The 24,064-nt window shown below is 49.7% G+C and carries 25 protein-coding genes; 22 read left to right on the forward strand and 3 right to left on the reverse strand.

Going from position 1 to position 24,064, the window contains the following annotated elements:
* Positions 1-43 precede the first annotated feature (43 nt).
* From BM200_RS24310 to BM200_RS24340, 7 genes are all read left to right on the forward strand, one after another.
* On the forward strand, positions 44-535 hold the full coding sequence (locus tag BM200_RS24310) for an acyl-CoA thioesterase (RefSeq protein ID WP_091189232.1): 492 nt from the start codon (positions 44-46) through the stop codon (positions 533-535).
* 115 nt (positions 536-650) lie between these two features.
* On the forward strand, positions 651-1,613 hold the full coding sequence (locus BM200_RS24315; protein ID WP_091189233.1) for a thymidylate synthase: 963 nt from the start codon (positions 651-653) through the stop codon (positions 1,611-1,613).
* A 19-nt stretch (positions 1,614-1,632) separates the two neighbouring features.
* Positions 1,633-2,124: a dihydrofolate reductase gene (locus BM200_RS24320; protein ID WP_091189234.1), complete on the forward strand. Its 492-nt coding sequence runs from the start codon at positions 1,633-1,635 to the stop codon at positions 2,122-2,124.
* A gap of 219 nt (positions 2,125-2,343) precedes the next feature.
* On the forward strand, positions 2,344-3,834 hold the full coding sequence (locus BM200_RS24325; protein WP_091189235.1) for a glutamate synthase subunit beta: 1,491 nt from the start codon (positions 2,344-2,346) through the stop codon (positions 3,832-3,834).
* Positions 3,835-3,935: 101 nt separating this feature from the next.
* The gene (locus BM200_RS24330) at positions 3,936-4,256 is read left to right on the forward strand and encodes a hypothetical protein (RefSeq protein ID WP_091189236.1); all 321 of its coding nucleotides are present in this window, start codon (positions 3,936-3,938) and stop codon (positions 4,254-4,256) included.
* Positions 4,257-4,307: 51 nt separating this feature from the next.
* Complete coding sequence (locus BM200_RS24335) at positions 4,308-5,444, forward strand: glucosaminidase domain-containing protein (protein ID WP_091189237.1); 1,137 nt, start codon at positions 4,308-4,310, stop codon at positions 5,442-5,444.
* A gap of 18 nt (positions 5,445-5,462) precedes the next feature.
* Positions 5,463-7,778, forward strand: a complete 2,316-nt coding sequence (locus tag BM200_RS24340) for a type IA DNA topoisomerase (RefSeq protein ID WP_091189238.1) — start codon at positions 5,463-5,465, stop codon at positions 7,776-7,778.
* 110 nt (positions 7,779-7,888) lie between these two features.
* On the opposite strand, the gene BM200_RS24345 is transcribed toward BM200_RS24340, so the two are convergent.
* The gene (locus tag BM200_RS24345) at positions 7,889-8,632 is read right to left on the reverse strand and encodes an HAD family hydrolase (RefSeq protein WP_091189239.1); all 744 of its coding nucleotides are present in this window, start codon (positions 8,630-8,632) and stop codon (positions 7,889-7,891) included.
* Between the two features lie 143 nt (positions 8,633-8,775).
* On the opposite strand from BM200_RS24345, the gene BM200_RS30125 reads away from it, so the two are divergent.
* On the forward strand, positions 8,776-8,913 hold the full coding sequence (locus tag BM200_RS30125; RefSeq protein WP_175532995.1) for a hypothetical protein: 138 nt from the start codon (positions 8,776-8,778) through the stop codon (positions 8,911-8,913).
* A gap of 75 nt (positions 8,914-8,988) precedes the next feature.
* Here the strand turns inward: BM200_RS30125 and BM200_RS24350 are convergent, their stop codons facing one another.
* On the reverse strand, positions 8,989-9,213 hold the full coding sequence (locus BM200_RS24350) for a hypothetical protein (protein WP_091189240.1): 225 nt from the start codon (positions 9,211-9,213) through the stop codon (positions 8,989-8,991).
* A 161-nt stretch (positions 9,214-9,374) separates the two neighbouring features.
* Between BM200_RS24350 and BM200_RS24355 the strand changes: the two genes are divergently transcribed.
* The 12 genes from BM200_RS24355 to BM200_RS24410 all read left to right on the forward strand — a co-directional run bounded on the left by BM200_RS24355 (position 9,375) and on the right by BM200_RS24410 (position 20,281).
* Entirely contained in the window at positions 9,375-10,100 is a 726-nt protein-coding gene (locus tag BM200_RS24355; RefSeq protein WP_091189241.1) for a phosphonate ABC transporter ATP-binding protein, read from the forward strand.
* Positions 10,097-10,609, forward strand: coding sequence for a GNAT family N-acetyltransferase (locus tag BM200_RS24360; RefSeq protein ID WP_091189242.1), 513 nt, complete (start codon positions 10,097-10,099; stop codon positions 10,607-10,609). The genes BM200_RS24355 and BM200_RS24360 overlap by 4 nt, the downstream gene beginning before the upstream one ends.
* A gap of 16 nt (positions 10,610-10,625) precedes the next feature.
* Positions 10,626-11,237: a DUF3298 and DUF4163 domain-containing protein gene (locus BM200_RS24365; protein ID WP_091189243.1), complete on the forward strand. Its 612-nt coding sequence runs from the start codon at positions 10,626-10,628 to the stop codon at positions 11,235-11,237.
* A gap of 51 nt (positions 11,238-11,288) precedes the next feature.
* A complete protein-coding gene (locus BM200_RS24370; RefSeq protein ID WP_091189244.1) occupies positions 11,289-11,585 on the forward strand; it encodes a hypothetical protein in 297 nt (98 codons plus the stop codon).
* 127 nt (positions 11,586-11,712) lie between these two features.
* A complete protein-coding gene (locus BM200_RS24375) occupies positions 11,713-13,344 on the forward strand; it encodes an amino acid permease (protein ID WP_175532996.1) in 1,632 nt (543 codons plus the stop codon).
* Positions 13,345-13,641: 297 nt separating this feature from the next.
* A complete protein-coding gene (locus BM200_RS24380) occupies positions 13,642-14,331 on the forward strand; it encodes an MOSC domain-containing protein (protein ID WP_091189246.1) in 690 nt (229 codons plus the stop codon).
* Positions 14,328-15,329 (forward strand): phosphotransferase, encoded by a 1,002-nt coding sequence (locus tag BM200_RS24385; protein WP_091189247.1) that lies wholly within the window; start codon positions 14,328-14,330, stop codon positions 15,327-15,329. Before BM200_RS24380 ends, BM200_RS24385 begins: the two co-directional genes overlap by 4 nt.
* A gap of 51 nt (positions 15,330-15,380) precedes the next feature.
* A complete protein-coding gene (locus BM200_RS24390) occupies positions 15,381-16,301 on the forward strand; it encodes a polysaccharide deacetylase family protein (RefSeq protein WP_091189248.1) in 921 nt (306 codons plus the stop codon).
* Positions 16,302-16,353: 52 nt separating this feature from the next.
* Positions 16,354-16,851, forward strand: coding sequence for a YcxB family protein (locus BM200_RS24395; protein WP_091189249.1), 498 nt, complete (start codon positions 16,354-16,356; stop codon positions 16,849-16,851).
* A gap of 19 nt (positions 16,852-16,870) precedes the next feature.
* Positions 16,871-17,830, forward strand: a complete 960-nt coding sequence (locus BM200_RS24400) for an AAA family ATPase (RefSeq protein ID WP_091189250.1) — start codon at positions 16,871-16,873, stop codon at positions 17,828-17,830.
* A 10-nt stretch (positions 17,831-17,840) separates the two neighbouring features.
* Complete coding sequence (locus BM200_RS24405; protein WP_175532997.1) at positions 17,841-18,947, forward strand: DUF58 domain-containing protein; 1,107 nt, start codon at positions 17,841-17,843, stop codon at positions 18,945-18,947.
* A complete protein-coding gene (locus tag BM200_RS24410; protein WP_091189252.1) occupies positions 18,944-20,281 on the forward strand; it encodes a DUF4129 domain-containing protein in 1,338 nt (445 codons plus the stop codon). Before BM200_RS24405 ends, BM200_RS24410 begins: the two co-directional genes overlap by 4 nt.
* Here BM200_RS24410 and BM200_RS24415 read toward each other — a convergent pair whose 3' ends face one another.
* Positions 20,282-21,259 carry a YpdA family putative bacillithiol disulfide reductase gene (locus BM200_RS24415; RefSeq protein WP_091189253.1) on the reverse strand — a complete coding sequence of 326 codons (978 nt, stop codon included), beginning with the start codon at positions 21,257-21,259 and terminating at the stop codon, positions 20,282-20,284.
* Positions 21,260-21,457: 198 nt separating this feature from the next.
* On the opposite strand from BM200_RS24415, the gene BM200_RS24420 reads away from it, so the two are divergent.
* Positions 21,458-21,991, forward strand: a complete 534-nt coding sequence (locus BM200_RS24420; RefSeq protein ID WP_091189254.1) for an ADP-heptose synthase — start codon at positions 21,458-21,460, stop codon at positions 21,989-21,991.
* A 309-nt stretch (positions 21,992-22,300) separates the two neighbouring features.
* Positions 22,301-24,046, forward strand: a complete 1,746-nt coding sequence (locus BM200_RS24425; RefSeq protein ID WP_091189255.1) for an ABC transporter ATP-binding protein — start codon at positions 22,301-22,303, stop codon at positions 24,044-24,046.
* Positions 24,047-24,064: the final 18 nt, after the last annotated feature.

A 24,064-nucleotide genomic window follows, 5' to 3' on the forward strand; every position in this document is an offset into this window, starting at 1 on the left:
TTTTGCATATTATAACTGTACATAGCATAAGGAGCGAAAGCTTATGGAAAAGCCGGCTAGAGCATCGAGAACGGTCATGACGCAGATCATTTTTCCGCTGGACACGAACCATCATGAAACGATGTTTGGCGGCAAAGTGATGGAGTATATGGACAAGGCGGCCGCAATTGCAGCGATGCGGCATGCACGGATGCAGGTGGTTACGGCATCTACGGACAGCCTTGATTTTGTGGCTCCAATCAAGGTAGGGGAAGTCATTGAGGTGGAGGCGTATGTTACCTGGACGCATGACAGCTCGATGGAAGTGTGCGTCACGGTGGAGTCCGAGAATTTGTATACTTCGCAGCGTACAACAACGGTGACAGCCTTTTTCACCTTTGTAGCCTTAAACGACCAGGGTAAGCCCGCCAAAGTGCCTAAGGTGTACCCGGAGACGGATGAGGAGATTCGACTATTCGCAACAGCTCCAGAACGTTATGAATTACGAATGAAGAGAAAACGGGAAAGACAAGAAGCGGCGAAAATGTTAAAATAGCGAGATAGCCTCTATCGAGGCTTGTCGAAGATGAACGATTTGTAAACCTTGGATCGGCGGCGTATGCCGGGAGAGGTACGCGTCTTTTGATCGATAATCAAGGAGCTGAATAAAAGTGACAGTACAATCAACGGAAGTCGAATATTTGCAATTGCTGCGGCATGTGCTTGCTAACGGTGTAAAGAAAGAGGATCGGACGGGTACCGGCACGATCTCGACCTTTGGTTACCAGATGCGGTTTGACTTAAGCAAAGGGTTTCCCATTCTGACAACGAAGAGAGTGCCTTTCAAGCTGATCGTCAGCGAATTGCTTTGGTTTATCAAAGGTGATTCCAATATCAGATACTTGCTGCAGCATAATAACCATATATGGGATGAATGGGCGTTTAAGAGGTGGGTGGAGAGCGCCGATTATAACGGTCCGGACATGACGAACTTTGGCCTTCGGTCTCAGACGGATGAAGCGTTTAATGCGTTGTACAAGGAGCAGATGGATAAATTCACGCAGCTTGTGCTGACCGATGATGCGTTTGCCGCACAATACGGCGAACTGGGCAATGTATACGGCAAGCAGTGGCGTGAATGGCGCACAACACAAGGGGAAACCATTGATCAGCTTAAGGGAATTATTGATACGATCAAGAAAAATCCGGATTCCCGGCGTCTAATTGTTTCGGCATGGAACCCTGAGGATGTACCGTCCATGGCGCTGCCTCCATGTCACACCATGTTCCAATTTTATGTCATTAACGGTAAGCTGAGCTGCCAGCTGTATCAACGCAGCGGAGATATTTTCCTCGGCATTCCGTTTAATATTGCAAGTTATGCTCTTCTTACTCATCTGATCGCTCAGGAGTGCGGGCTGGAGGTCGGCGAGTTTATTCATACGCTTGGCGATGCCCACATTTATTTGAACCATATGGAACAGATCGATATTCAATTAAAGAGGGACATGCGTGAGCTGCCAGTGCTCGCGATCAATCCGGATTTGAAATCGATCTTTGACGCCGAGGTTGACGATATTAAGCTGGAGAACTATCTGCCTCACCCGACTATTAAGGCTCCGGTAGCCGTATAAGAAAGCAGGTGCGAACACGATGTCGATTACGATGATCGCAGCAATGGATCGAAGCCGTACGATCGGAATCGGGAACAAGCTGCCGTGGCGTCTTCCGGCTGAGATGGCCTATTTTACGCGTCATACAACGGGGAAAACAGTCGTCATGGGGCGCAAGACGTTCGAGTCGCTGCCTAAGCCGCTGAAAGACCGGACAAATGTCGTCATAACTCGCCAACCGGATTATGCCAAAGAAGGCTGCGAGGTTGTTCATTCCGTGCAGGAAGCGGTTGACCGTTACGGAGATGGCGAACTGATGGTTATAGGCGGCGCTGATATTTACGCGCAGTTTCTTCCATTTGCGGACAAACTTCTTCTGACCGAAGTAGATACCGACATTGCCGGAGGCGACGCTTTCTTCCCGGTGTTTCAAGAGGACGAGTGGGAGCGGGTGGATGCTGAGCGGGTGGAGAGCGATGAGCGTAACGCCTATTCCTTCACCTTCCAAACCTTTAAGCGTCATCAAGCATAGGATAAAGGACTTCAACAAATGACGAACGTTATGTCATTAAGTGCAAAAGATTGTGCGGATAATCCATTAACGACAGAAAGCAAGAATGATAGGCTTTTTTAATACGATATTCGCGTAATAAATGAAGTTTTTTGTTGAAATATTTAAAGATTCCCGATATAGTTTTAGGAGAATAATGATATAGGCTTTTCGGGAATATTGGATGGAGGAAATTCGCACATGTCTACACCTACAGGATTTATGCAGTATCAACGTGAATTGCCGGCCGATCGCGATCCTCTTGAACGGATCAAGGATTGGAATGAATTTCATAAGCATTTGTCGGATGAACAGCTGCGTACGCAAGGCGCTCGCTGTATGGATTGCGGAACTCCATATTGCCATACAGGCATGGAACTTGCAGGATCGGCATCCGGCTGCCCGGTTAACAACTTGATTCCAGAATGGAATAACCTGATTTATCGGGGATTGTGGCGTGAAGCGCTTGACCGCTTGCACAAAACAAATAACTTCCCAGAATTTACGGGACGTGTATGTCCGGCTCCATGTGAAGGCTCCTGTACAGTTGGCCTGATCGGCGAACCGGTAACGATTAAGACGATTGAAAATGCCATTATCGAACGCGGCTTTGAAGAAGGATGGGTTGTCGCACAACCGCCTAAAGTGCGCACAGGTAAAAAAGTGGCTGTAGTAGGCTCCGGTCCTGCAGGTCTTGCGGCAGCAGCGCAATTGAATAAAGCGGGTCATAAAGTAACCGTATACGAACGTGCTGACCGTCTTGGCGGACTTCTCACTTACGGTATTCCTACAATGAAGCTTGAGAAGCATGTTGTAGACCGCCGTGTGAACCTGATGAGAGAAGAAGGCATCGAGTTCATTACGAATACAGAAATCGGCAAAGATATTTCGAGAGACGAGCTTTTGAAAGAGTTCGACGCGGTTATTATGTGCGGCGGTGCTACGAAAGCCCGTGATGTTGAGATGGAAGGCCGTGAACTGAACGGCATCCACCTTGCAATGGATTACCTGAACGGCACAATCAAGAGCTACCTGGATTCGAACCTGGAAGACGGCAACTACATCTCGGCTAAAGATAAAGATGTTATCGTTATCGGCGGCGGCGATACGGGTACGGACTGTGTAGCAACGGCGCTGCGTCATGGTTGCAAATCGGTTACACAATTCGGTACGGTTGCGAAAGCGCCTCTGGAACGTGATATCGTGAACAACCCTTGGCCGCAATTCCCGAACGTGTACACGCTTGATTATGCACAAGAGGAAGCAAAAGCCCTTTACGGTGAAGATCCTCGTGCATTCTCCGTACTGACGAAGAAATTCGTTGGCGACGGCAATGGCAACTTGAAAGAACTGCACACGGTACAAATCGAGCGTACGGTTGATGAAGAAACGGGCCGTAGAATTTATAAAGACATCCCAGGCACAGAGAAAGTATGGCCGGCTGATCTTGTATTCATCGCAGTAGGCTTTGAAGGTCCGGACAGCACGCTGATCGATTCGTTTGGTCTTGAGCAAGACCGCCGCACGAATGTGAAAGCGGCTTATGGCAAATACAAAACCAACGTTGATAAAGTATTCGCAGCAGGCGATATGCGCCGCGGACAAAGCCTTGTTGTATGGGCGATCAACGAAGGACGCGAGGCTGCTCGCGAAGTGGATAAATATTTGATGGGATCGTCGATGCTGCCTTAAGCTTTAAGGAGATGACGAGAACGATCTATAACAGAAAGCGCCTCCGGGCGCTTTTCTTGTCGATTATAGGCATTAACATTCTTTTCAGGAGGCAAAGAGGAATGATTCAATACGGATTAGACCGGGTGACGGAACTGCGGTTCGAGTCGATGACGGCGACGATGGAGCGCAGAGACAATCAGTGGGTCGATATTATTTTGCGTTTTGAGGTATCGGAGCAGACGCCTGTGCCGGCGGATCTGATTGATTTCAGTGGCCTTGTCATTTGTACGCTAAGCGGTGCAATCGCGCAAATCGTTCCTCAAGACGAGGACATCGACTGCGAGTATCAATTCACGACTTTTGAGAAAGAGCAGATTCGTGCTTTTATTGAAAGTGAAGAAATCCAGCAGCGCATTACAAATCTAGCCTCCCCAACATAAAGAAAATTGTGGTAAAATCGGTGTAAGATGACGTTAAGGGGAGATTTCGTCATGGCCGCCGAGGAAGCTTATGTGTTAACCCCAACGGATGTACGCAATATCAGACAATACGTTCAACATAAATATTCGGCTATGCCACAGGATAAAAAAGCGGAGATTGTAGCCGATGCAGTCAGCCGTATCATTCAAAAGCAGCTTCCGTCCTTCGAAGGCAAGCTGAGGCGTGAGGTGACGGCGAAGCTGATCCGGACAACCGTACTGGAGAAGCAGATGCCGGTTCGGTCAGATGATATTTTTGAAGCATGTCTCGGACTAAATCTGACGGATACCGAAGTGATTACTCCGCTGCATAAGTGGATAGAAGATCAGACTGGCGTGCATCTGGAATGGAACATATTCCATATCCAAATGGACAAGCTTTTGCAGAAAAGTCAGGTACCGGCTGTTTTGCCCGATGCTTGGGAGCAGTTTAAGGAATGGCTGAAGTCCGAGCACCGGTTAGAGGGGACGAAAGAGAAGGTTCCTGAGCTGGCTGAGGTAATTTCTCTGTCTGTAAACAATCGAGGCAAGGTGGTTGTGAAGCTTTTTCGGAGGAAGCAATCCTCGATATACCTTCTGTTATCTTTATTGCTGGTAAGCGCGTCTCTGCTGTATGGCTGGTCCTTATTACAACCTTCGCCAAACAAGCTGCAGCCTCCCGTCACATTGCAATCATTTGAGAACGTCATGCCAGTGGTGGAGAATAACGAATTACCGGAAGAGCTGCGTTACACGGAAGTGGATAAGGTCAAGCTGGCCGACTATTTAAAGAGCAGAGACTCTATATTAGCGGAGCAGCCCTATTTGGATGCCATCATGGATGCCGCGAGAACATTTGATATACATCCTCTCTTTTTATTCGCGATAACGGGTCAGGAGCAGGCTTTTGTACCTAAGTCGAATAAACAGGCGAAGAAAATCGCCAATAATCCGTTCAATGTTTTTTATAGCTGGAAAGACTACAATACGACCATTCATGACTCTGCGCGCATCGCTTCCGAGACTGTCTTGAAATGGAGCAGGAACCGGCCGGAGGGCAAAGACCCGATTGCATGGATCAACCGCAAATATGCGGAGGATCAGAATTGGGCGGCTGGCGTGAGTAAAATTTTTGCAACGATGAAAAGCAAAGTGGAACGAACAAGCTAGAAGTAAAGAGGCGATTAGTTGAAGACATTAATTATTGCGGAAAAGCCGGATATGGGACGGACGATTGCCGCGGTAGTAGAGCCAAAAGCGGTAAATAAAAGGACGTACCTGGAAGGCGACCGTTATATTATTACATGGGCGATCGGTCATCTGGTTACTTTAGCTGAGCCTGACCAATATGACGCGCGTTATAAAAGATGGAATGATCAGGATCTGCCGATTATTCCGCAAACATTCAAGCTGTGGCCTAATGCCCGGACAAAGGATCAACTGAAGACGATCGGAGAGCTCGCGAAGCGATGCGGCCGTCTCGTGAATGCCTGTGACGCCGGGCGCGAGGGACAGCTTATTTTTCATCTAATCCGGCAATATTTGAAGCTGCCCCAGCCGACAGACCGTCTGTGGATCTCGGATTTGACGCCTGAGACGATCAGAAAGGGCTTTGACGCCATTCGGAGCGATGAAGAGTATGCTCCGCTTACAAGGGCAGCCAGAGCGCGCAGCGAGGCCGACTGGCTGATCGGGATGAACGCATCCCGTGCCTTCACGATTCGACATAAAGCTTTACTCTCGGTCGGAAGGGTGCAGACGCCTGTTTTAGCGCTGCTGTATGACCGGCATAAGGAGATTACGGCTTTTCAATCGGACATGTATTATGTCGTGAAGGCGTTATTTGATCAGAACGGCTTTCAATATTCAGGCATATGGCAGGGGGATCGGATAACGGACAAAGCGAAGGCAGAGGCTTTGGCGTCGAAGACGCAAGGCAAGCCTGGCGTCATTAAAGATTATCAGACGGCGGAGAGCAAGGAGTATCCGTTCCGCCTGCATGATCTGACGCTGCTGCAGCGGGAAGCAAACGGCCGTTACGGCTACTCGGCAAAGAAAACGCTGGATATCGCCCAGGCTTTGTACGAAAAGCATAAAGCGATTACCTATCCTCGCACGAACTCCAACTATGTAACCGAAGAGAATCTGCCTGTCATGCAGAAGGTGCTGTCCATGCTGCAGGGGACGGATTCCTATCGGGAGCTGGCGGGCGGAGCAGACCGCAGCAGGGTGCACAAAGGCAATAAGGCCGTATGTAATCCGGCGAAGGTCGAAGATCACCATGCGATCATACCCACGCCGAAGCGTCCTTCCGGATTAAATCCGGAGGAGCAGAATATTTATGATATGATCGTCCGACGGTTCCTGTCGCAATACTACCCTCCGGCGATTTATAAGAATCATACGGTGCTGACAGAAGTCGAAAGCGAGATCTTCCGCACGAAGGCGAAGGAGCTGCTCGATCTTGGCTGGAAGGTTGTCCTTCAGGATCAGGCTTTGGCAGCGAAGAAGACAAGCAAGAAGAAGTCGAGCGACAAGGAAGAGGCTGAAGGCGATGAGGAAGAGCTGCTAACAGACAAGCCATTCGCCATAGAGCCGAAGCAGGGCGTCATTTGCGTGAAGTCGGATGCGCTCGAGAAAACGACGCAGCCGCCAAAGCCCTTTACAGAGGGTACCTTGCTGAAAGCGATGGAGAGTGCCGGCAGGTCGATGGAGGACGATGAGCTCCGCGAGGCGATGAAGGATACGGGGCTAGGGACTCCGGCGACACGGGCGGCGACGATTGAACGGTTGAAGCAGGTTGGTTATGTCGATCTGTCCGGCAAGAAGCTGGAGATCACATCGAAGGGCTGTGCCGCCATTGAACTAATCCGCGGCGCGGGGGTGGATCTGTTAGCCTCACCGGAGATGACCGGCCGCTGGGAACAGCGTTTGCATCAGATCTCGCGCGGTGAAGCATCGGATGATCAATTTATTATGAAAGTGAAGCAATTTGCCGCAATGATCGTAGACAAGGTGCGGCAGCAGCGTCCTGCAGCGCCAGGGACGTTCGAGGAGCGGGAGAATAGCGGCAAGCGGGGAACAGCAGGTTCGAAGAGAGGAAGCCGTTCAGGAAAGACAACGGGCTCCAGCAGAGCAGCTGCCTCGGCCTCGAGGTCATCCTCGTCGGCCACAGCCACGGCTTCAGCAGCTTCCAGAACAATACAACGAACTGCAGGTTCATCTGTACGGGAACCGATTGCAGCATGTCCAAGAGGCGGCTGCAGCGGACATATTATTGAAGGAAAACGCGGATTTGGCTGCAGTGCTTTCCGTGATGGCTGCACCTTTGTTATCTGGAAGGAGCAGCAAGGCAAAACGTTATCGATCCCAATGATCCGTTCTCTTCTGGAAAAAGGAGCTACCAGCCAGCTGACCTTCAAGCGTCCGGATGGAAGCAGCGCCAAGGCTAAGCTTGTATTGACTGACCGGGATAAAGGTACAGTAACCGTCCAAGGCGTGTAGACCTATGGTCAGCAGGCTGTGGTCATGAGGAAGCGTATCAGGATGCTTTTATGAAAACAAAAAGGAGTAAAGCAGCGCGCTGCTTTACTCCTTTTTGTTAATTAACCAGGTTAAGGTTGTTGTCGGATCACGTAGTCATGAATCGCTGGCGGGACTTCAAGCAGGTTGTTCAGCGTGAAGAAGGCTCCCTTAGGTTCAACCTCAATATTAATGACGTTGTACTGCCATTCGGATTCCGCTCTCATATGGATGGCATGAATGCCTGCAGTCAGTGCAGGTACAACATCTGTCCGGATCGAGTTGCCAATCATCCAGGTCAGGCTGCGGTTGTAGTTGCCTTCCGCCAATATTTGCTCAAGCGCTTCACTGTTCTTGTGACGGCGGATATAAACCCTTGTATCGAAATAACGCTCCAGCTTCATTTGTTCGATCTTGCGGCGCTGAATCGTAATTTCTCCTCCGGTATAGAGATGCAGTACATGTCCTTCACCGGCAAGCTTATCAAGAGTAGATTCCATATTGGGATAAGGTTCTGTTTCATGCTCATATACGCTCAGGCCAAGCTTCCACAGGAAGTCCTGTTCCGTTGTAGACTTTTTGCGGCCCGTCAGGTCGCAATAGTAGTTGTATGTATCAAGAAAAGACTGCGGGAAATGCTCGCTCTTGAATCCGAGCACCGCTACGCCCGCAATATCAATCTCCGTCTGTTTATTGCGCACAGCTTCCGCGCTTACCCCTTCATAGCCGGCAAACCACGTTGTCATCGCGTCAACAAACTGTTCGATGACAAAGTAGAAATATTTATTGCAGTGAATGAGGGTGTCGTCAAGGTCAAAGAATAGGTTTTGCTTCATCTAAAGCACGGCTCCTTTGGTGAAGTTCGTCGTATGAACAATCTACCTTATTAGAAGCCCTACGTCAACGAAGGCACAATTGGGATGTTTAATTCAGGCGGTTTTAGCTAATCATTCTCATAAAGAGCAGGGAGGTGATGAGCATGCCATTTAATAAAGCCGACAAAACCCAAAACCGCCAAAATCACTCCAGCATGAAGTCGGAAGCTATAGGCCTTAAGTTGAACAAACTCGCCAGCCGTCCTCCAAGTATGAATGGAATTAATAAACAACTGCCGTAAACAGGACAGGCGGAATACAAGGTACGCCTTGTATTCCGCCTATTTATTAACCGTGCCCCTCCTGAGGGGGATATGTTAAGCATATTTCTGCTGGGCAGCCGTCAATTTATTCTTAATAAAGGCGATTCGACGCCGTACATAAAAGTCCATGCTGTCTCCCTTCAAATCATTTGGCGAGATCACCTCCTCTGCACGATTATCGATAATCGTTAATGTTCCGTCCGTGTAAAACTTAAATGTAAGGTCCCGGCGCGGCCATCCTTTCTCTAAATAACGAAAGTTTTCGCAGCTTTTATTCATGGTGAGTCAGCCTCCTTCAAATGATTGTGGGATATAAGATAAGGGAACATTTGTTCTGTTTTTATTATAGCAAACATTTGTTCGTGTGGAAACAATTTTTTGTTTCTCGTAAACTAGATTCATAGAGTGGCGAAGCGTTTACAAAAAAGGGGCATGGACTTATGTTGAGAATATCGAATTTAACACAGCAAATACCCGGCGGACCAACGATTCTGAAGAACATCAGCTTTGAAGTCCAGCCTGGCCAATTCATTGCGATAAAAGGCGCAAGCGGCAGCGGCAAGTCAATGCTGCTCAAATGTTTGGCGCTGCAGCAGAAGTGGAGCGGGGGCAATTACTATTTCGAAGGCGAAGACGTCTTCAAGCAAGGACTCGCCGGCAAACTCAAAATCCGCCGTGCGGTTGCGTATCTGGAAGAGAAGACGGTGCTGCATCAGAATAAGACCGGACTTAAAAATGTTAGTATCGGTGCGGTAGCCCAAACACCGGCTTGGCGCAGATGGACAGGGATGCTGCGCAACGATGATTATATGGGCGCTATGGATACGATCGAGAAATTGGGCCTGCTCGATAAAGCCCATCAGAAAGCCAGCACGATGAGCGGCGGCGAACGCCAGCGTATTGCTATTGCCCGGGCGCTTGTTCACGGCGCGAAGGTTATTGCGGCAGACGAGCCCGTGGCTGGTCTGGATCCTCATACGGCAGACCGGGTATTGTCCGATCTGAAGAAGCTGTCCACGGAACAGGGAGTAACGGTGATCGCCGTGCTTGATCAAGGGGATTGGGCAGAGCGGTTTGCAGACCGGATTATCGGCCTGAACAACGGCGAGCTCGTGCTTGACGTGAAGGGGAGAAGATTGACTGAGCGGGAGAAAATGCTGCTGTGAACATCATTAAGCTTCGTTTAATAAAAGAAGATGAACTGGAGGAAGCGCTCCTGCTGGAGCAGCGCTGTTACCCACCGGATGCGGCGGCAACGCGGGAGGGCTTCCTTTACCGGTTCGAGCACTATCCGAATTATTTCTGGTCGGCCTGGTCGGGTGGAAAGCTTCTTGGCATCACGAACGGAATTCGTACTTCGGCATGGTCCTGCGGAGACGAGATGAAAGGAGATCATCAGGATGACGGAGACGGTAACAACTTCTGCATTCTGACGGTCGCCGTGGCGGCAGAAGCAAGAAGGCAGGGAATCGGAGCCATGCTTCTTAACAGGCTCGTCGAGGAATGCGATGCTGCGGGTCATGAAGCGATCCTGCTCATGTGCGAGGAGCATTTGATCTCCTTTTATGAGAAGGCCGGCTTTACGTACCTTGGAGTTGCTGAATCAACGCACGGCGGGATAGAGTGGCATGAAATGAGACGCACCCTGCATATAATGGAGCATCTGACCAAATAGGTAGGTGTCTTCGAATATGGCATTTCAGTCTCCAGTCATTGTCCAATCTGCAAGAGCGGCATTCCCTAAAGCGGAGCTTTGGATTCCTTATGTAAGCGGCGGTCCCAACGAGAATGCAATGAAGCGGATCAATGAATCCATTCGAAAAGCGGCTCAACAGCTGGTAGACGAGCAGGGCTCGCTTGAGGATCCGCGGGCTGAAATGAGCGGGTATTACGAGGTGAAGACGAACGAGCGGGATATTCTCAGCCTGTCGTTATTCAACTACACCTATTCAGGAGGTACGCACGGACTTACCTTGCAGGTATCCCTTACCTTTCGTGTGTCGACTGGACACGCTTACAGCCTTCCGCAGCTGTTCAAGCCGGGAAGCGCTTATGTTCAGCGTATATCCGAGATGGTAAACACACAGATTCAAGAACGTGATATAAGTACACTCGAGTCATTCCGCACGATCCGGCCGGATCAGGACTATTATATTGCGGACCGTTCGATTGTCGTTTATTTTGCCTTATACGAATTAACGCCTTATGCCTACGGGTTCCCGTATTTTCCGATCTCGGCCTATGATCTCCAGGATATTGTGAATGAGAACGGTCCATTAGGAGCTATGGTGCCCAATAATTAGTGCGGTGCCGGACATGCTGGCCGGGGACGATCAAAAGGAGCTGATCCTTAGATGGACAGGAAGAAATGGTTCGGCCTGGCCTCTCATCTGCTGTTAGGATTCTTGTTTCCATACGTACTGATTGGCGGCATCGTTCTGCTCTACGGTTTCATGGCCCCATCTACGGGCTCTCAGAAGGCATATGGGACTGCCATCATTCTGGTTTACGCCTTGCTTATCATAGGGACAAATCTATGGACGTTAAGACGGCTTGATTTCCGTGCAAAATGGCGATGGCTTGTTATTCATACAGCCCTCTGGGCTGCGGCAGCAATTGCCTCGTTTGCCATGCTTCGTTTCTCGGAATAATGTCATTCTTCATTTCGAATAATAACCGGCTTATTACCGGCATGAAAGGGCTGTCCTTGCGGGCAGCTCTTTGTCGTCTGACATGACCTTAATTCCTCTCTCATACATTATCGTAGGGAGGGGTTCTATGATGCTTGCGGTATGGATCGGTTTGCTGCTCTTTGCTTTCGTATGTGGCTGCGCTTTGCTTCTGACAGCAAGGGCACAGCACAGGATAAGGGCTTCGAGGCACATTAGCATGACCGCATATGGTTCTTATGCGCAAGCGCAGCAGGATAAACATGACCTGAATCTGTTCGGGCTTGCCCAGCAGCTGCGGAGACGGCTTGGAGCAGCTGCGTCATTTGGCCTTTCTTTTCAATCCCTTGGTTTGATAGGCGCTGTATTTCTGTTTGCGGGTCCGGCACTGCAGAAGGGGGGACCCTCTGTAGTCAGTATCGGATTACCGATCCTCGCTTTGTTTGGCATTCTGGTCAGCGCTTCCCTTGCCGAGATGTCTTCTGCTGTGCCGACGGCGGGCGGCGTCTACCACTGGGCTTCCGCCCTTGGCACCAGGCGGTGGGGCTGGTATGCAGGCTGGTTCCACCTCGCCGGTCACCTCGCCATGATGGCCCTAATGAACGGTGCTTGTGCTTTTATTATCGATAAAATGCTGTCGGCATGGTTTATCTATTCCTCCTCCTGGCTAACGACGGGAATTCTGCTAGGTATCATTACCGTCACTCAAGTGCTTGTTAATCTTTGGGGAACAGGGCGGACAGGAGCATTGCAGGAAGCGGGCATCTTGCTTCATGCGGCTGTCCTTGCCGCGATTATTGGCGGGATCTTTATAGCCTTCGGTCAAAGCGTGTATTCACCGAAGCTGTTATATACGTTTCAAAATGCCTCTTTGGATGGGCATGTTACGCCGTGGGCTTTTATCGCCGGGGTACTTGTGCTGCAGAAGCTGTTTCTCGGAATGGATGGAGCCGCCCAGGCTTCGGAGGAAACAAGCGATCCTCGCCTTCGGGTTCCATGGGCGATCTACTTGTCATCGGTCTATACGATGATAGGCGGTTTTGTTCTCTTCATGTGTCTTACTCTCGTTCTTCCTGCCATTGTCGGCACAGCCTTGTTCAGCAGCAGCGACAGTCTGCTCGCGGCCGCCGCGCTTGATGGCTGGCAGGGGAATTCACTTATTCTGGCGGTGATTGCAGCCGCCATTTGGGGGAGCGGGAACAGCGAGATGCTGATCTGTTCAAGGGCGGTCTTTTGCATGGCGAGAGATCAGGCTTTGCCATTCAGCAGGGCGTTGTCCCAGGTATCGCGTGAGCAGCAGTCACCAATAGCGGCAGTCATCACAACTGCTGTATTCTCGGTTATTCTTTTTGGTGCGGGGAGGATGGTGGATGGGGGAGAGGCAGGTGTCTCCAGTTTACTTGGTTTCGCGGTATTATGTTTGCAGCTGGCGTATGTGATTCCGATCTGGATTAAACTGAGACTTCGTGGCAGGCATCGGCTGCTGGAGGATGCGCCATGGAACCTCGGCTCTTACAGCACGGTGGTGAACTGGACCGCACTGGTCTGGCTTATCCTGTCCGGAGCGTTAGCTGTCTTTGCGCTTGGACGGTGGGGAGCCGTTGGAGTGGCAATCCTCCTGATTATCGTTATGGTGATGGACAGGAAATACCGGAAGCAGCATCTTGCGAAGCTTCAGAGCCGTTTGAAGCGGCCAAAAGGCGAAATCATCCGAATTGAGCGAAAATTCCATCTTCACTAATTTGAAGGAGCGGATGCCGGGAAATGAGGAAATAATTGAAGCTTTTATTTCCCGGGGAAGCGCATAATCCTACACAAAGAAAACGTTTTCGACACGGCGGGCTCGAATGTTACAAAAGCTGTCGAAGCATAGTCTTGAAAGACTATGCTGAAATAGCTGAAAAGCCCGTATTTATGCCTGTTTCCAGTGGATTAATACCATTAATAATAGACCGCCAAAAGATGTTTTTGCCATCTTCTCCCTAATCAGATTATAATAGTGGAAGAATTGAAATGGACAGGAGGCTCAGAGAAACAAATGTCTCGGGAAATAATGAACAGCCGCATTGTCTCGCTGAATGTAGGAACTCCTGTGGAGGCAATGCATGGCAACAAGCCCGTTCAAACGGGTATTTTCAAGAAATCATCAGGCAGCAGGCATTATTTAAGCACAACGGGATTATCCGGCGACGGGCAGGCGGATCTTGTCAATCACGGCGGGCCCGACAAAGCAGTATGTGTCTATTTCGAGCGTCATTTCCCGTACTGGGAAGAGTGGCTCGGCAATAAGCTGAGCTCCGGCGCGTTTGGCGAGAACTGGACGGTATCTGACTGGACGGAGCATGATTTGTGCATCGGTGATGTTGTGCAGGCCGGAGAAGTAATCGTACAGGTAAGCCAGCCGAGACAGCCGTGCTTTAAGCTTGGCATCAGGCATCAGCGGCCGGAGCTCACCGCTCATGTTCAGCAGACCGGATTTACGGGATTTTATTTCCGTGTCCTGCAGGAAGGGGAAGTCGGGGCAGGTGAGGGCTTAACGGTTCTGGAGCGTCATCATGCAGCGATATCCCTTGCAGAGGCTAACCGCGTCATGTATAAAGGCAAGAATGATCTGGCAGGAATGACAGCTTTGCTTGCGGTTGAAGAGCTGTCTGACAGTTGGAAACAGACGTTAACAAGCCGTATTGAACGGCTGCAGCAAGCGGGGCTGGGAGGCAATACGGATTGAAAGAGAACGAAATCGCCGCGCTAATTGACCAATACGCGTTTAATGCCGATTGGACGATTGTGCCGGGAGACAGCGGAATGAATAATACAACGCGGATGATCAAGGCAGGCGATGAACGATTTGTCCTTCGCGTGTACAACAATCACCGGGATTCGGATATTGTGGCGCTTGAGCACCATGTATTGTCTGCTCTTAATAAGCAGCAGCCCGGATTCCGGGTTCCGGTACCTGTAGCCAATCGGACAGGGGATACCATCTCCCGTACGTATGACGGGCTGCTTGCTGCCATGTGCCGTTATATCCCGGGAGAACGTCCGTCACCAGAGAGAAAAGAGCATATTCTTTCCCTGGGTGCAATCGCCGCGAAACTCTCAGCCGCGCTTCGTGATTTGACGATTTCGCAAAAACCGATCTATGACCCTTACTATAAGCTCGAAGAGACTTATTCGACTTTGATTCATGAGGAGCTTCCTGGAATTATGCAATCTTCGGAGAAGTTTATCCTGCAGGCAGATAAAGCTGCGGCGATCGAGGACCAGTTGAAAATCCTCTCCGGCAAGATGAAGGGGTTATGGGAACTGCCGCATCAATGGATTCATGGCGATCTGAATTTCAGCAATACCGTTGCAAACGGCGATGATATTATAGGCGTGCTGGATTTTGAGTTTTGCACCGTCGATGTAAGGGCGATGGAGCTCGTAGTCGTACTTATCGATTTCTTTAAAGGCGAGGATGCAGTGATATGGGAACGTATCCAATTGTTCTGTGAAGGATACGGACGCTTCGGCAAGCTTGCGCCTGTCGAGGTGGAGGCGCTTCCTCTTCTCATCAAGCTGAGAGCTCTCGATGTGTTTCTTCACTTCATCAATCGGTGGAAGGAAGGTCTTGACGAAGCAGAGATTGCAGCAGGCTTCATCGATCAGACCTACCGAATCTGCGAGTGGGTCGACCGGAACGAGGGGCAGCTACTTACGCTGTTTCGCCGTGAACTTCTGTAATCTGCAGCCACAATTCGTTAATGTTGCTAATTGTAGAGAGGATGTGCCGAGATGAACGTCGCAGCATCACTTGGATATGGCAGTCAGGAACGATTGTTAATCATTAATGCGGATGACTATGGCTTGTGCCAGTCAACCAATAAAGGTATTCAGCAGCTGCTTCAGGAGCGTGCGGTAAGCTCGGCCACTATTATGATGCCTTGCAAGTCCTCCCGCGAAGCGGCTCTTTGGAGCGCCAATCATCCGGAATACGATGTAGGTATCCATTTTACCTTTACAAGCGAATGGGATACTTACCGTTGGGGACCGGTTAATAAAGCCGGCGATACACATTCGCTCATAACCAGTGAAGGATATTTCCCGAAAGACTGCCGAACCTTTGAGCTCCAGGCTGATCCGCAGCAGGTGAAGAAGGAGATGATCGCGCAAGTCGAAGCAGCCCTGCAGTTAGGGATGAATCCCACTCACGCGGATAACCACATGGGAAGCCTATATGGACTGGAGACGGGCAAAAACTTTCTGAAGGAAGTATTTGAGGTATGCTCCGCGTATGGCTTGCCATTCCGGATGCCACGCAAGGTGGCTGCTGCGAATGGACAGATGGTTCCGCCTGAGCTTGAAGAGCAGGCGCGCCAGCTTGGGTTACTTGCCCATGCCATGGGCGTTGTTGTTCTGGATTATTTGCTGGGACTGCCATTTCCTCTTCAGCAAGGCGATACGTACGATACGGTCAAAGCGAACTTGAAGCAGCTATTGAAGCAGCTTCAGCCGGGTGTAACCGAGCTCTTGTTCCATCCATCGCTAGTGACCGATGAACTTCTTACCTTCCATGGCCAGCCTGATAAGCGCGGCATGGAATTTCAGTTGTTCCGCGATCCGGAAATCCATAAGGCGTTGCAATCTGAAGGGATTAAAGTGATCCGCTGGAGTGATTTGCAGCAGGTTCAAAAGGCTGTGTATGGCAGGCCCTAGGGAAGTAGCCGAGTGGAGTATAGGAGTTTAGACTATTTTCGGGGGATAGAAATTGGAAACGATACAGTTTAATTACGGTCAGCATGCGGGTAAAGCCATGAAGAGCCTTTATTTTCAAACCTTGAAAATTCGATTGACATGGATTTTTGAAGTTGTTTTCGTCTTCATTTGTATTATTCTAGCTGCTGTAACCAATTCCAAAATACTGGCCGTAATTGCGGCAGCGATAATTTTTGTGTCCATACTTAATTATGTCACTCAGGTTATTGTTCACCCTAGAAGAATAATGAAAGTCAGAAATTTGAACAGCCGGTATGAGATTAGCTTCAACTCCGATGACTTCGAGTTAAAAGCGCCCGAGGGTGCATCCAAAGTCAATTGGAGCTTTTTCGCAAAGGTTTGGGAGAACGAACACTATTATTTTTTATTTCATAATAAGAGACAGTATTGGATCGTACCGAAAGAGTCGTTCCGGAGTGCCGAGCAGGAGCAATTATTCCGTAACATTGTCCAGAGCCATCATAAGATCGCAACTGGAGTCATCCGATAACGAAAAAGGAGCCTCGCATATGTCATTTCAATCGATCAACCAATTAGCGGAGAGACTTAATACCAATATCGGCCGTGTTATTGTTGGAAAAGAAAGCGTTACCGAGCTATTATTTATCGCCTTAATTACCTCGGGTCATGTTCTCCTGGAAGATGTGCCTGGAACGGGGAAAACTTTGCTTGCCAAATCTCTGGCACAGTCGCTGAAGCTACAATTCCGCCGGGTACAGTTCACGCCAGATCTGCTTCCGTCTGACCTTAGCGGCATACAATATTACAATCAGAAGGATGGCGGCTTCGAGTTTCGGCCGGGGCCGCTCTTCACGAATCTGCTGCTCGCCGATGAAATAAACCGTGCGACACCGCGGACACAATCAAGTCTGCTCGAATGCATGGAAGAGCGCCAGATTAGTGTCGACGGCGAGACAAAGCGGCTGGACAAGCCGTTTATGGTTATCGCCACGCAAAACCCGGTTGAGCATCAGGGAACTTTCCCGCTGCCGGAAGCTCAGTTGGACCGGTTCTTGTTCAAGATTCAAATGGGTTATCCAACAACCGAAGAAGCACTTCAAATCCTTAAGCGGTTTAACAATGCCGATCCGTTAGCTCAACTGGATGCCGTTGCGACAGCGGCTGATATTGCAGAGGCCCAGAAGGTGTATGCAGAGGTCCGGGTATCCGATGAAGTGCTGCAATATTTACTGCAGCTGATTGAGCGCACGCGCTCGCGCGAAGACATTCTCATTGGCGTAAGTCCGCGCGGCAGCCAGGCTCTTCTGAGAGCCTCGCAGGTTCATGCGATCCTTCGCGGCCGTGATTATTTGACGCCAGATGATGTTAAGGCAATGGCGAAGCCGGTACTTGCGCATCGTTTGTCACTTCGGGGAATGCAAAGGTCGCATAAGCATGCGGAAGACATCATTGAAGATATTATCCGGCAAACCGCGGTACCTGCGGAAGCTGGAATCGCCTCCCGATAGGGGTGAGCGGATGATCATATTCTGGGTAGCATTTGCGGCTATACTTGTCTTTTTCCTGCAGGCCAAAATTTTTCACCGGTATGCCTTGCGGCAAATCGGCTATGAACGGAAATTTCAAAAAAGAGTGAGCTATCGCGGCGAAACGATTGAATTAGTCGAGCAGCTAACGAATGCCAAATGGCTGCCTGTCCCGTGGATGCGCGTAGAATCGCAGTTATCTTCGGACTTATGGTTTCACCGGCAGGATAATCTCGAAGTGAGCAGCGGCAAGCTGTCGCAAAATCATAAAAGCTTTTTCACCTTGATGCCTTATACCAAGATTACAAGAAGACACCGCATCGTTTGCACCAAGAGAGGCTGGTACAAGCTGCAATCGGTTACAATGACCGCGGGGGATCTGCTTGGCTTCCTGCACCAGACGAAGCAAATTCCGCTAAACGGCGAGCTGATCGTCTACCCGACGCCTGCTGAAGTACCCGTTCATGAGCTGCCTTCTCACAGCTGGCAGGGAGAGCTGTCGGTCAGACGCTGGATTGTCGAGGATCCTTTTGTTGTGATGGGGACGCGTCAATATCGCTCCGGCGATACGTACAAGATGGTCAACTGGAAAGCGACAGCCAGGACGGGAAATCTTCAGGTGCATCAATACGATTACACAGCAGACCGCAGGTTGATGATCTATCTGAACGTGGAAGACAATGAAAGCATGTGGCGGTCCGTTAATGACGAAGAACTGATTGAACATGGTATTGAGTGGGCGGCTGGAGCTGCTCAAGCCGTAATAAACAGCGGAATGGAAGCGGGCTTTTGCACGAATATGCCGATTATTGGCGAGTTTGGCAGTACACTCGTTGAACCACGCAGCGGAGGGGGGCATCTGTCGGACATGTTCGAGGCGATGGCGAAGCTGGAGCTCATCCGGACAGAACCGTTTGTCGATCTGCTCACAAGGGAAGCGGACAGCGGTTATTCCCAGCGGGATGTGCTGGTCATCTCCAGCTTCTGGAATGAACAGCTTGAGCTTCAGGCGGACAGGCTCCGCCGGAGCGGGAATGCGGTTGTTCATTGGCAGCTGACATCGCAACCGGAACAGCAGCGGGCAGGTGAAGCAGGATGAATCAGACCCCAAGACGCAAGCTGATGATGCATCTGCTGTATGGCGGGATTGAAACCTTATTCGCCTTGCCGGTTTGGTTCCTGGCACTGTTCTTTACTTCAACGAAGGCCTTTATGTTCCTATGGCTGGTAACGCTTCCAATTGTCTATATGACAGGTGCAATGCTGAACAGCAAAGTGAAAAATAACCGTCGTTTATATCGTATGCTAATTGGAATACTGCTGGGAGCCGTGCATACTTTTATTCTTCTTGCCATGTTGTTGGCACTTCAGGCTGAACAGCCGGGGGTGACCGTTATCGTTCCTGCACTTCTTGCAGCATTCACTGCCACAAGAGGGATGAGTACCTGGACCAAAGGCTGGACAGCTTCTTTCCCCAATATGGCGATGTTAGTCAGCATACTCTTTTATGTCGTCTTGACCATTGCTGCCCACCTTCAGGACAAGCTTCAACCGTATTTTAACTTCCTGACGATCTGCGGCATTATCGCTCTAATTATCATGCTTTATGTGGTGAATGAACGGCTGCTTACGTCCGAGACGCAATCAGGGGGAGCCATTCAATCTTCCACAACAAAGGTTTTTAAGCGGCAAAACCGCTTTATGCTCACAATCGTAGCCGTCCTGCTGCTTATTGCCGGACTGTTTCGCCAGCTGCAGTCTACTATCGAAGCCTTCTTTGATTCCGTTATTAACCGGATCATGGAGTGGATGAATGGATCAGGCGAGGCCGCCCAGGAGACGCCTTCGCAGCCAGCCCTTCCAGAGCAAAGCGGCTTGCCTCCGGTTGAAGCTAATAATCCGCCGGAATGGCTCGAAAGGCTGGAACAGGTGGCGAAGTTCATCGGCATTGCTCTTCTGGTGCTTGGAATCGCCGTACTCCTCTTTATTATTGGACGCAAGCTCTATCAGCTTATCAACAAATTACTGGGCCGGATCTGGGAACGTGCAGCTGACAGCAAGGAAAGTGCGGAAGGTTATACGGATGAGGTGGAGAGTCTGGTGGACCGGGCGAAATGGAGTACAAGGTTTGGAAGGTCCAATAAGAAGCAGAAGGAAGCCCGCTGGGAGGAGTTGTCCTCAGCCGGAGAGAAGATTCGTTATTTGTACCGGAGATATGTTACTGCCGCGATTGGTCGGGGGTATGGCTATAAGCCGCATTTCACCCCAAAAGAAACGACTTCGGATATTGTTGCCTGGCACAATAAGTCTGGGGCGAAGGCCGATGCTGATATTCTGGCCCGTCTGTATGATGAAGTCCGGTACGGCGAACAGGAGCCAAACGAAGAACTCGTCCAATCCCTGAAGAAGAGACTGGACGAGGAGCGGAAATAATTAACGCAGCGAAGCAATATGCTGGGCAATCTTGTTGCCGTGAAAACGGCCGGTTTCAATGAAAATCTCATTGGCTTCATGCTTGGAGGCGACGACACCAGCCAGATAAAGGCCGGGTACGTTCGTCTCCATTGTTGTTTCATCAAAGTAAGGAAAGCCTTCTTCCTCGATCTTAACGCCGGAGTTCGTCAGGAATTCGCGGTCAGGATGGAAGCCCGTTAAAGCAAGCACAAAATCATTGGCGATCGTATGACGGCCTTCTGGATTTTCCACAATAACATGATGGCTGTTAATTTCAACAACACGGGATTCGAATAACATACGAATAATGCCGGTATTGACTTTATTCTCGATGCTTGGTCTCACCCAAGGCTTGATGCTGCGCGAGTATCCTTCGCCGCGGTAAATGATCGTAACCTTGGCTCCTACTCGTTCGAGCTCCAGTGCAGCATCGATTGCAGAATTGCTGCCGCCGATGATAGCAACTTCCATGCCGGTATACGGATGGGCTTCGCGGAAGAAATGCGTGACTTTATCCATCTGTTCGCCCGGGATTCCCAGGTAATTCGGATGATCGAAATACCCTGTTGCGACTATAACGTAACGAGACTCATATTGCTTTTCAACGCCATAGCGGTCCGTGCTTGTTAGATGAAATACTCCATCTGATTGACGTTCAACCCGAAGAACAGTCTCATAGGCATTAATACGTAATTTGTTGCGAAGAGCGGCTGTCCGATAATAATTGATCGCTTCCAGGCGTGATGGTTTGTCATTAGGTGTCGTGAAGGGGATATCTCCGATTTCCAGTCTTTCCGGTGTACTGAAAAAATGCATATAAGTAGGATACATAGAGATGGAGTGCGCAATATTGCTCTTCTCTATAATGACGGGATGAAGTCCACTCCGTTCAAGTTCAATTGCAGCGGCAAGCCCGCAGGGTCCTGCTCCAATAATGATGGCTTGTTCTTTAATCATGTTTGAATCCTCCTAAAATGAATAATCACAAACATAGCCTCGTTTGGGCTATGTTTGATTATTCATACTTCGTAAGCATTAAACTTCATTTTACCGCTACCTGCGGATTTATTGCAAATTTGGCGAATGGCTATCTTGTACAGGGTATGTATTATTGTATAATAATGTGGAACCGTGGTTAGAGAAGGAGGGGCAAATATGCGACGGCGATTTGTTATAGAAGCGGTTATGATAGCAACGTATGGACATCTGCTTATTCCGAGCCGTCCGATTGATTATGTTGTGCCTTATTCATCCATACTTGAATTGTACGATATGAGAGACGGAGCCGAGCCGGTGATGGATGACCCGGAAGATGATGCGCATGTGAAGGGCAAAATTGGCGAGCTCATTACCTTTTTCGAGGATCCGCTTAACCGGAAAAAGATCGAGCGCTCCATGCAGGTGCCTTGGCGTGAAAGTTCTCCGCTTATCTTAAACGACAGGATTCATTTCACGATTGTACATGCCGTTGATAATGCGCATTATGGCGAATATTTCGATCCGATTGAGACAGAGCTGCTTCTGACTAGCTCGAAGCTGCAAATTCCGCTTTTGTCCGATCAATTCGAGTTTCAAGATAAGCTGCTCGAAGCAAGAGTACCTGTTCAGGTATATGATATTGAAGATTTCGAGTTTGCAGTGGAAGAAGGCATATCCATAACGGACACGAGTCAATTCGGCGATTCCTGAAAAATAATAGCTTTTCGACAAAATCAGCTATTGCACGAGTGAGAGTCCGTCTGTTACGATACGAACAGATTACACGAAATACAATTCCGAAGGGAAAGGGGTGTCCGGTATGCGGAATCAACAACAGGCAATGATTGTTCTGGTTCGTTATTTCCATGCATGCCGTACAGGCCGCCTTCGCGATGCAACAGCATTAAGCGGATAACTATCTGTTTAATGCCGTTCTCATCGTTACAAGGATCCCGAGCCTAATTGCGGCTCGGGGTCTTTTTTTGTTCTTTTCACGAGAGAGGGGAGGCATACAAAAGAGTGAGGGTATTATTACGGGTATTGGCGTACGTAAAACCAAGCGCAAAATGGGCGGCAGCGGCTATTGTTATCATGGTGTTCGCGACGATCTTCGACCTGGTAGCACCATGGATATTGCGCGAGATCTTTGACGAAGGAATCAGCAAAGGCAATGTATCGGTTATTCTATGGCTCACATTGCTCCTGATTGGTGTGCAAGCGTTAAAAAGTGCAGGAATGTTCCTGCAGGGTTACGCTCAGGAGCTTGTCGGGCAAAATGTCGTGTTCAAGTTGAGAGAGCAGATGTATGCCCAACTGCAGCGGTTGTCCTTCTCGTATTTTGACAAGGCGCAAACGGGGCAGCTGATGTCCCGTATGACAGGCGATATCGATGCGGTCAAGAACTTCGTCGGATTTGGCGCAATGGGTCTCCTAACCGGATTGTTGACCTTTGTTGGCACGATGATCTTCATGTTATGGATGCACTGGCAGGTTACCTTGATCAGTACCGTTACCATTCCGCTCATCTTGCTTGTCTTATGGTGGTTCAGCAATAAAGTAGGTCCTGCCTGGTCCAGTATACGGGAGCAGACCGGGCGCTTGACGACTACCCTTCAGGAAAATATCGCAGGCATCCGCGTCGTGAAATCATTTGCGACCGAAGAGGTGGAGCAGCAAAAATTCGCCGAGCGGAACAAGCAGAATTTCGAAACGAATATGGACCGCGCAAAGCTGGAAGCGAAAGCGTTTCCGCTGATGGGCTTGTTCGGCGGTCTGACCTTTGTCCTTATGATCTGGCTGGGAGCGGTATATGTCGCACGAGGAGAAATGACGTTAGGTACGTTCATGGCGTTCCAATGGTACACGTGGGGAATTATTTGGCCGCTTAACATGCTGGGCTGGCAGATTAATATTATGCAGCAGGCGATTAAGGCCGCACCCCGCGTATTCGAAGTATTGGATACCCCTTGCGATATTGTTTCACCGGAATCGGGCGTTACTACGGATAACATGCGCGGGCAGGTTTCTTTCCGTCATGTAAGCTTCTATTTTAGTGATCAGGATCAGGTCAAGGATAATCCGATTCTAAGCGATATCTCCTTTGAGGTGAAGCAAGGTGAAGTGATCGCCGTACTTGGGGCTACCGGATCGGGCAAAAGCAGTCTGATTGCGCTTCTCTCCAGATTCTACGAGGTGACGGACGGCCAGGTGCTGATCGACGGCATCGACGTCCGGGAGTATGAGCTGGACGGTCTGCGCCGCAGTGTCGGCATTGTACCGCAGGAGACGTTCCTGTTCTCTGCCTCCATTCGCGACAACATTGCTTACGGTTATCCCGATGCGACAATGGAGCAAATCGAGCACGCAGCCAAAAAAGCGCAAATCCATGATTTTATCATCACGATGCCTCATGACTACGATACATTAATCGGTGAACGGGGAGTTGGACTCTCCGGCGGTCAAAGACAGAGGGTGGCGCTTGCAAGAGCGATTCTGATGAATCCGCCAATTCTCGTGTTGGACGAAGCAACAGCGAGCGTGGATACGGCAACGGAATCCGCCATTCACGAAGCGCTGCTTGAAGTCATGAAGGGCAGAACGACCTTTATTATTGCGCAGCGTCTGTCCTCGATTCAGCATGCCGACCGAATCCTTGTTCTGGAGCAAGGAAGCCTGATCGAGCAAGGTACACATAAGGAATTAAGCGAGCGGAACGGTTTCTTCCGTCAATTGTTTGAACGGCAGAAGCTTGCAGCAGGACGTTAAGGGACAGGAGGGGAATAC

Source organism: Paenibacillus catalpae (genome assembly GCF_900112695.1).
Lineage (GTDB): Bacteria > Bacillota > Bacilli > Paenibacillales > Paenibacillaceae > Pristimantibacillus > Pristimantibacillus catalpae.

What these genes read in the sequence shown, in the direction of transcription:
- BM200_RS24365 (WP_091189243.1), top strand. Translation starts at nt 10,626, where the DNA reads ATGGCATTTCAGTCTCCAGTCATTGTCCAATCTGCAAGAGCGGCATTC.
- BM200_RS24330 (WP_091189236.1), top strand. Translation starts at nt 3,936, where the DNA reads ATGATTCAATACGGATTAGACCGGGTGACGGAACTGCGGTTCGAGTCG.
- BM200_RS24400 (WP_091189250.1), top strand. Translation starts at nt 16,871, where the DNA reads ATGTCATTTCAATCGATCAACCAATTAGCGGAGAGACTTAATACCAAT.
- BM200_RS30125 (WP_175532995.1), top strand. Translation starts at nt 8,776, where the DNA reads ATGCCATTTAATAAAGCCGACAAAACCCAAAACCGCCAAAATCACTCC.
- BM200_RS24310 (WP_091189232.1), top strand. Translation starts at nt 44, where the DNA reads ATGGAAAAGCCGGCTAGAGCATCGAGAACGGTCATGACGCAGATCATT.
- BM200_RS24335 (WP_091189237.1), top strand. Translation starts at nt 4,308, where the DNA reads ATGGCCGCCGAGGAAGCTTATGTGTTAACCCCAACGGATGTACGCAAT.
- BM200_RS24405 (WP_175532997.1), top strand. Translation starts at nt 17,841, where the DNA reads ATGATCATATTCTGGGTAGCATTTGCGGCTATACTTGTCTTTTTCCTG.
- BM200_RS24415 (WP_091189253.1), bottom strand. Translation starts at nt 21,259, where the DNA reads ATGATTAAAGAACAAGCCATCATTATTGGAGCAGGACCCTGCGGGCTT.
- BM200_RS24325 (WP_091189235.1), top strand. Translation starts at nt 2,344, where the DNA reads ATGTCTACACCTACAGGATTTATGCAGTATCAACGTGAATTGCCGGCC.
- BM200_RS24320 (WP_091189234.1), top strand. Translation starts at nt 1,633, where the DNA reads ATGTCGATTACGATGATCGCAGCAATGGATCGAAGCCGTACGATCGGA.
- BM200_RS24350 (WP_091189240.1), bottom strand. Translation starts at nt 9,213, where the DNA reads ATGAATAAAAGCTGCGAAAACTTTCGTTATTTAGAGAAAGGATGGCCG.
- BM200_RS24370 (WP_091189244.1), top strand. Translation starts at nt 11,289, where the DNA reads ATGGACAGGAAGAAATGGTTCGGCCTGGCCTCTCATCTGCTGTTAGGA.
- BM200_RS24380 (WP_091189246.1), top strand. Translation starts at nt 13,642, where the DNA reads ATGTCTCGGGAAATAATGAACAGCCGCATTGTCTCGCTGAATGTAGGA.
- BM200_RS24375 (WP_175532996.1), top strand. Translation starts at nt 11,713, where the DNA reads ATGATGCTTGCGGTATGGATCGGTTTGCTGCTCTTTGCTTTCGTATGT.
- BM200_RS24355 (WP_091189241.1), top strand. Translation starts at nt 9,375, where the DNA reads ATGTTGAGAATATCGAATTTAACACAGCAAATACCCGGCGGACCAACG.
- BM200_RS24390 (WP_091189248.1), top strand. Translation starts at nt 15,381, where the DNA reads ATGAACGTCGCAGCATCACTTGGATATGGCAGTCAGGAACGATTGTTA.
- BM200_RS24345 (WP_091189239.1), bottom strand. Translation starts at nt 8,632, where the DNA reads ATGAAGCAAAACCTATTCTTTGACCTTGACGACACCCTCATTCACTGC.
- BM200_RS24420 (WP_091189254.1), top strand. Translation starts at nt 21,458, where the DNA reads ATGCGACGGCGATTTGTTATAGAAGCGGTTATGATAGCAACGTATGGA.
- BM200_RS24410 (WP_091189252.1), top strand. Translation starts at nt 18,944, where the DNA reads ATGAATCAGACCCCAAGACGCAAGCTGATGATGCATCTGCTGTATGGC.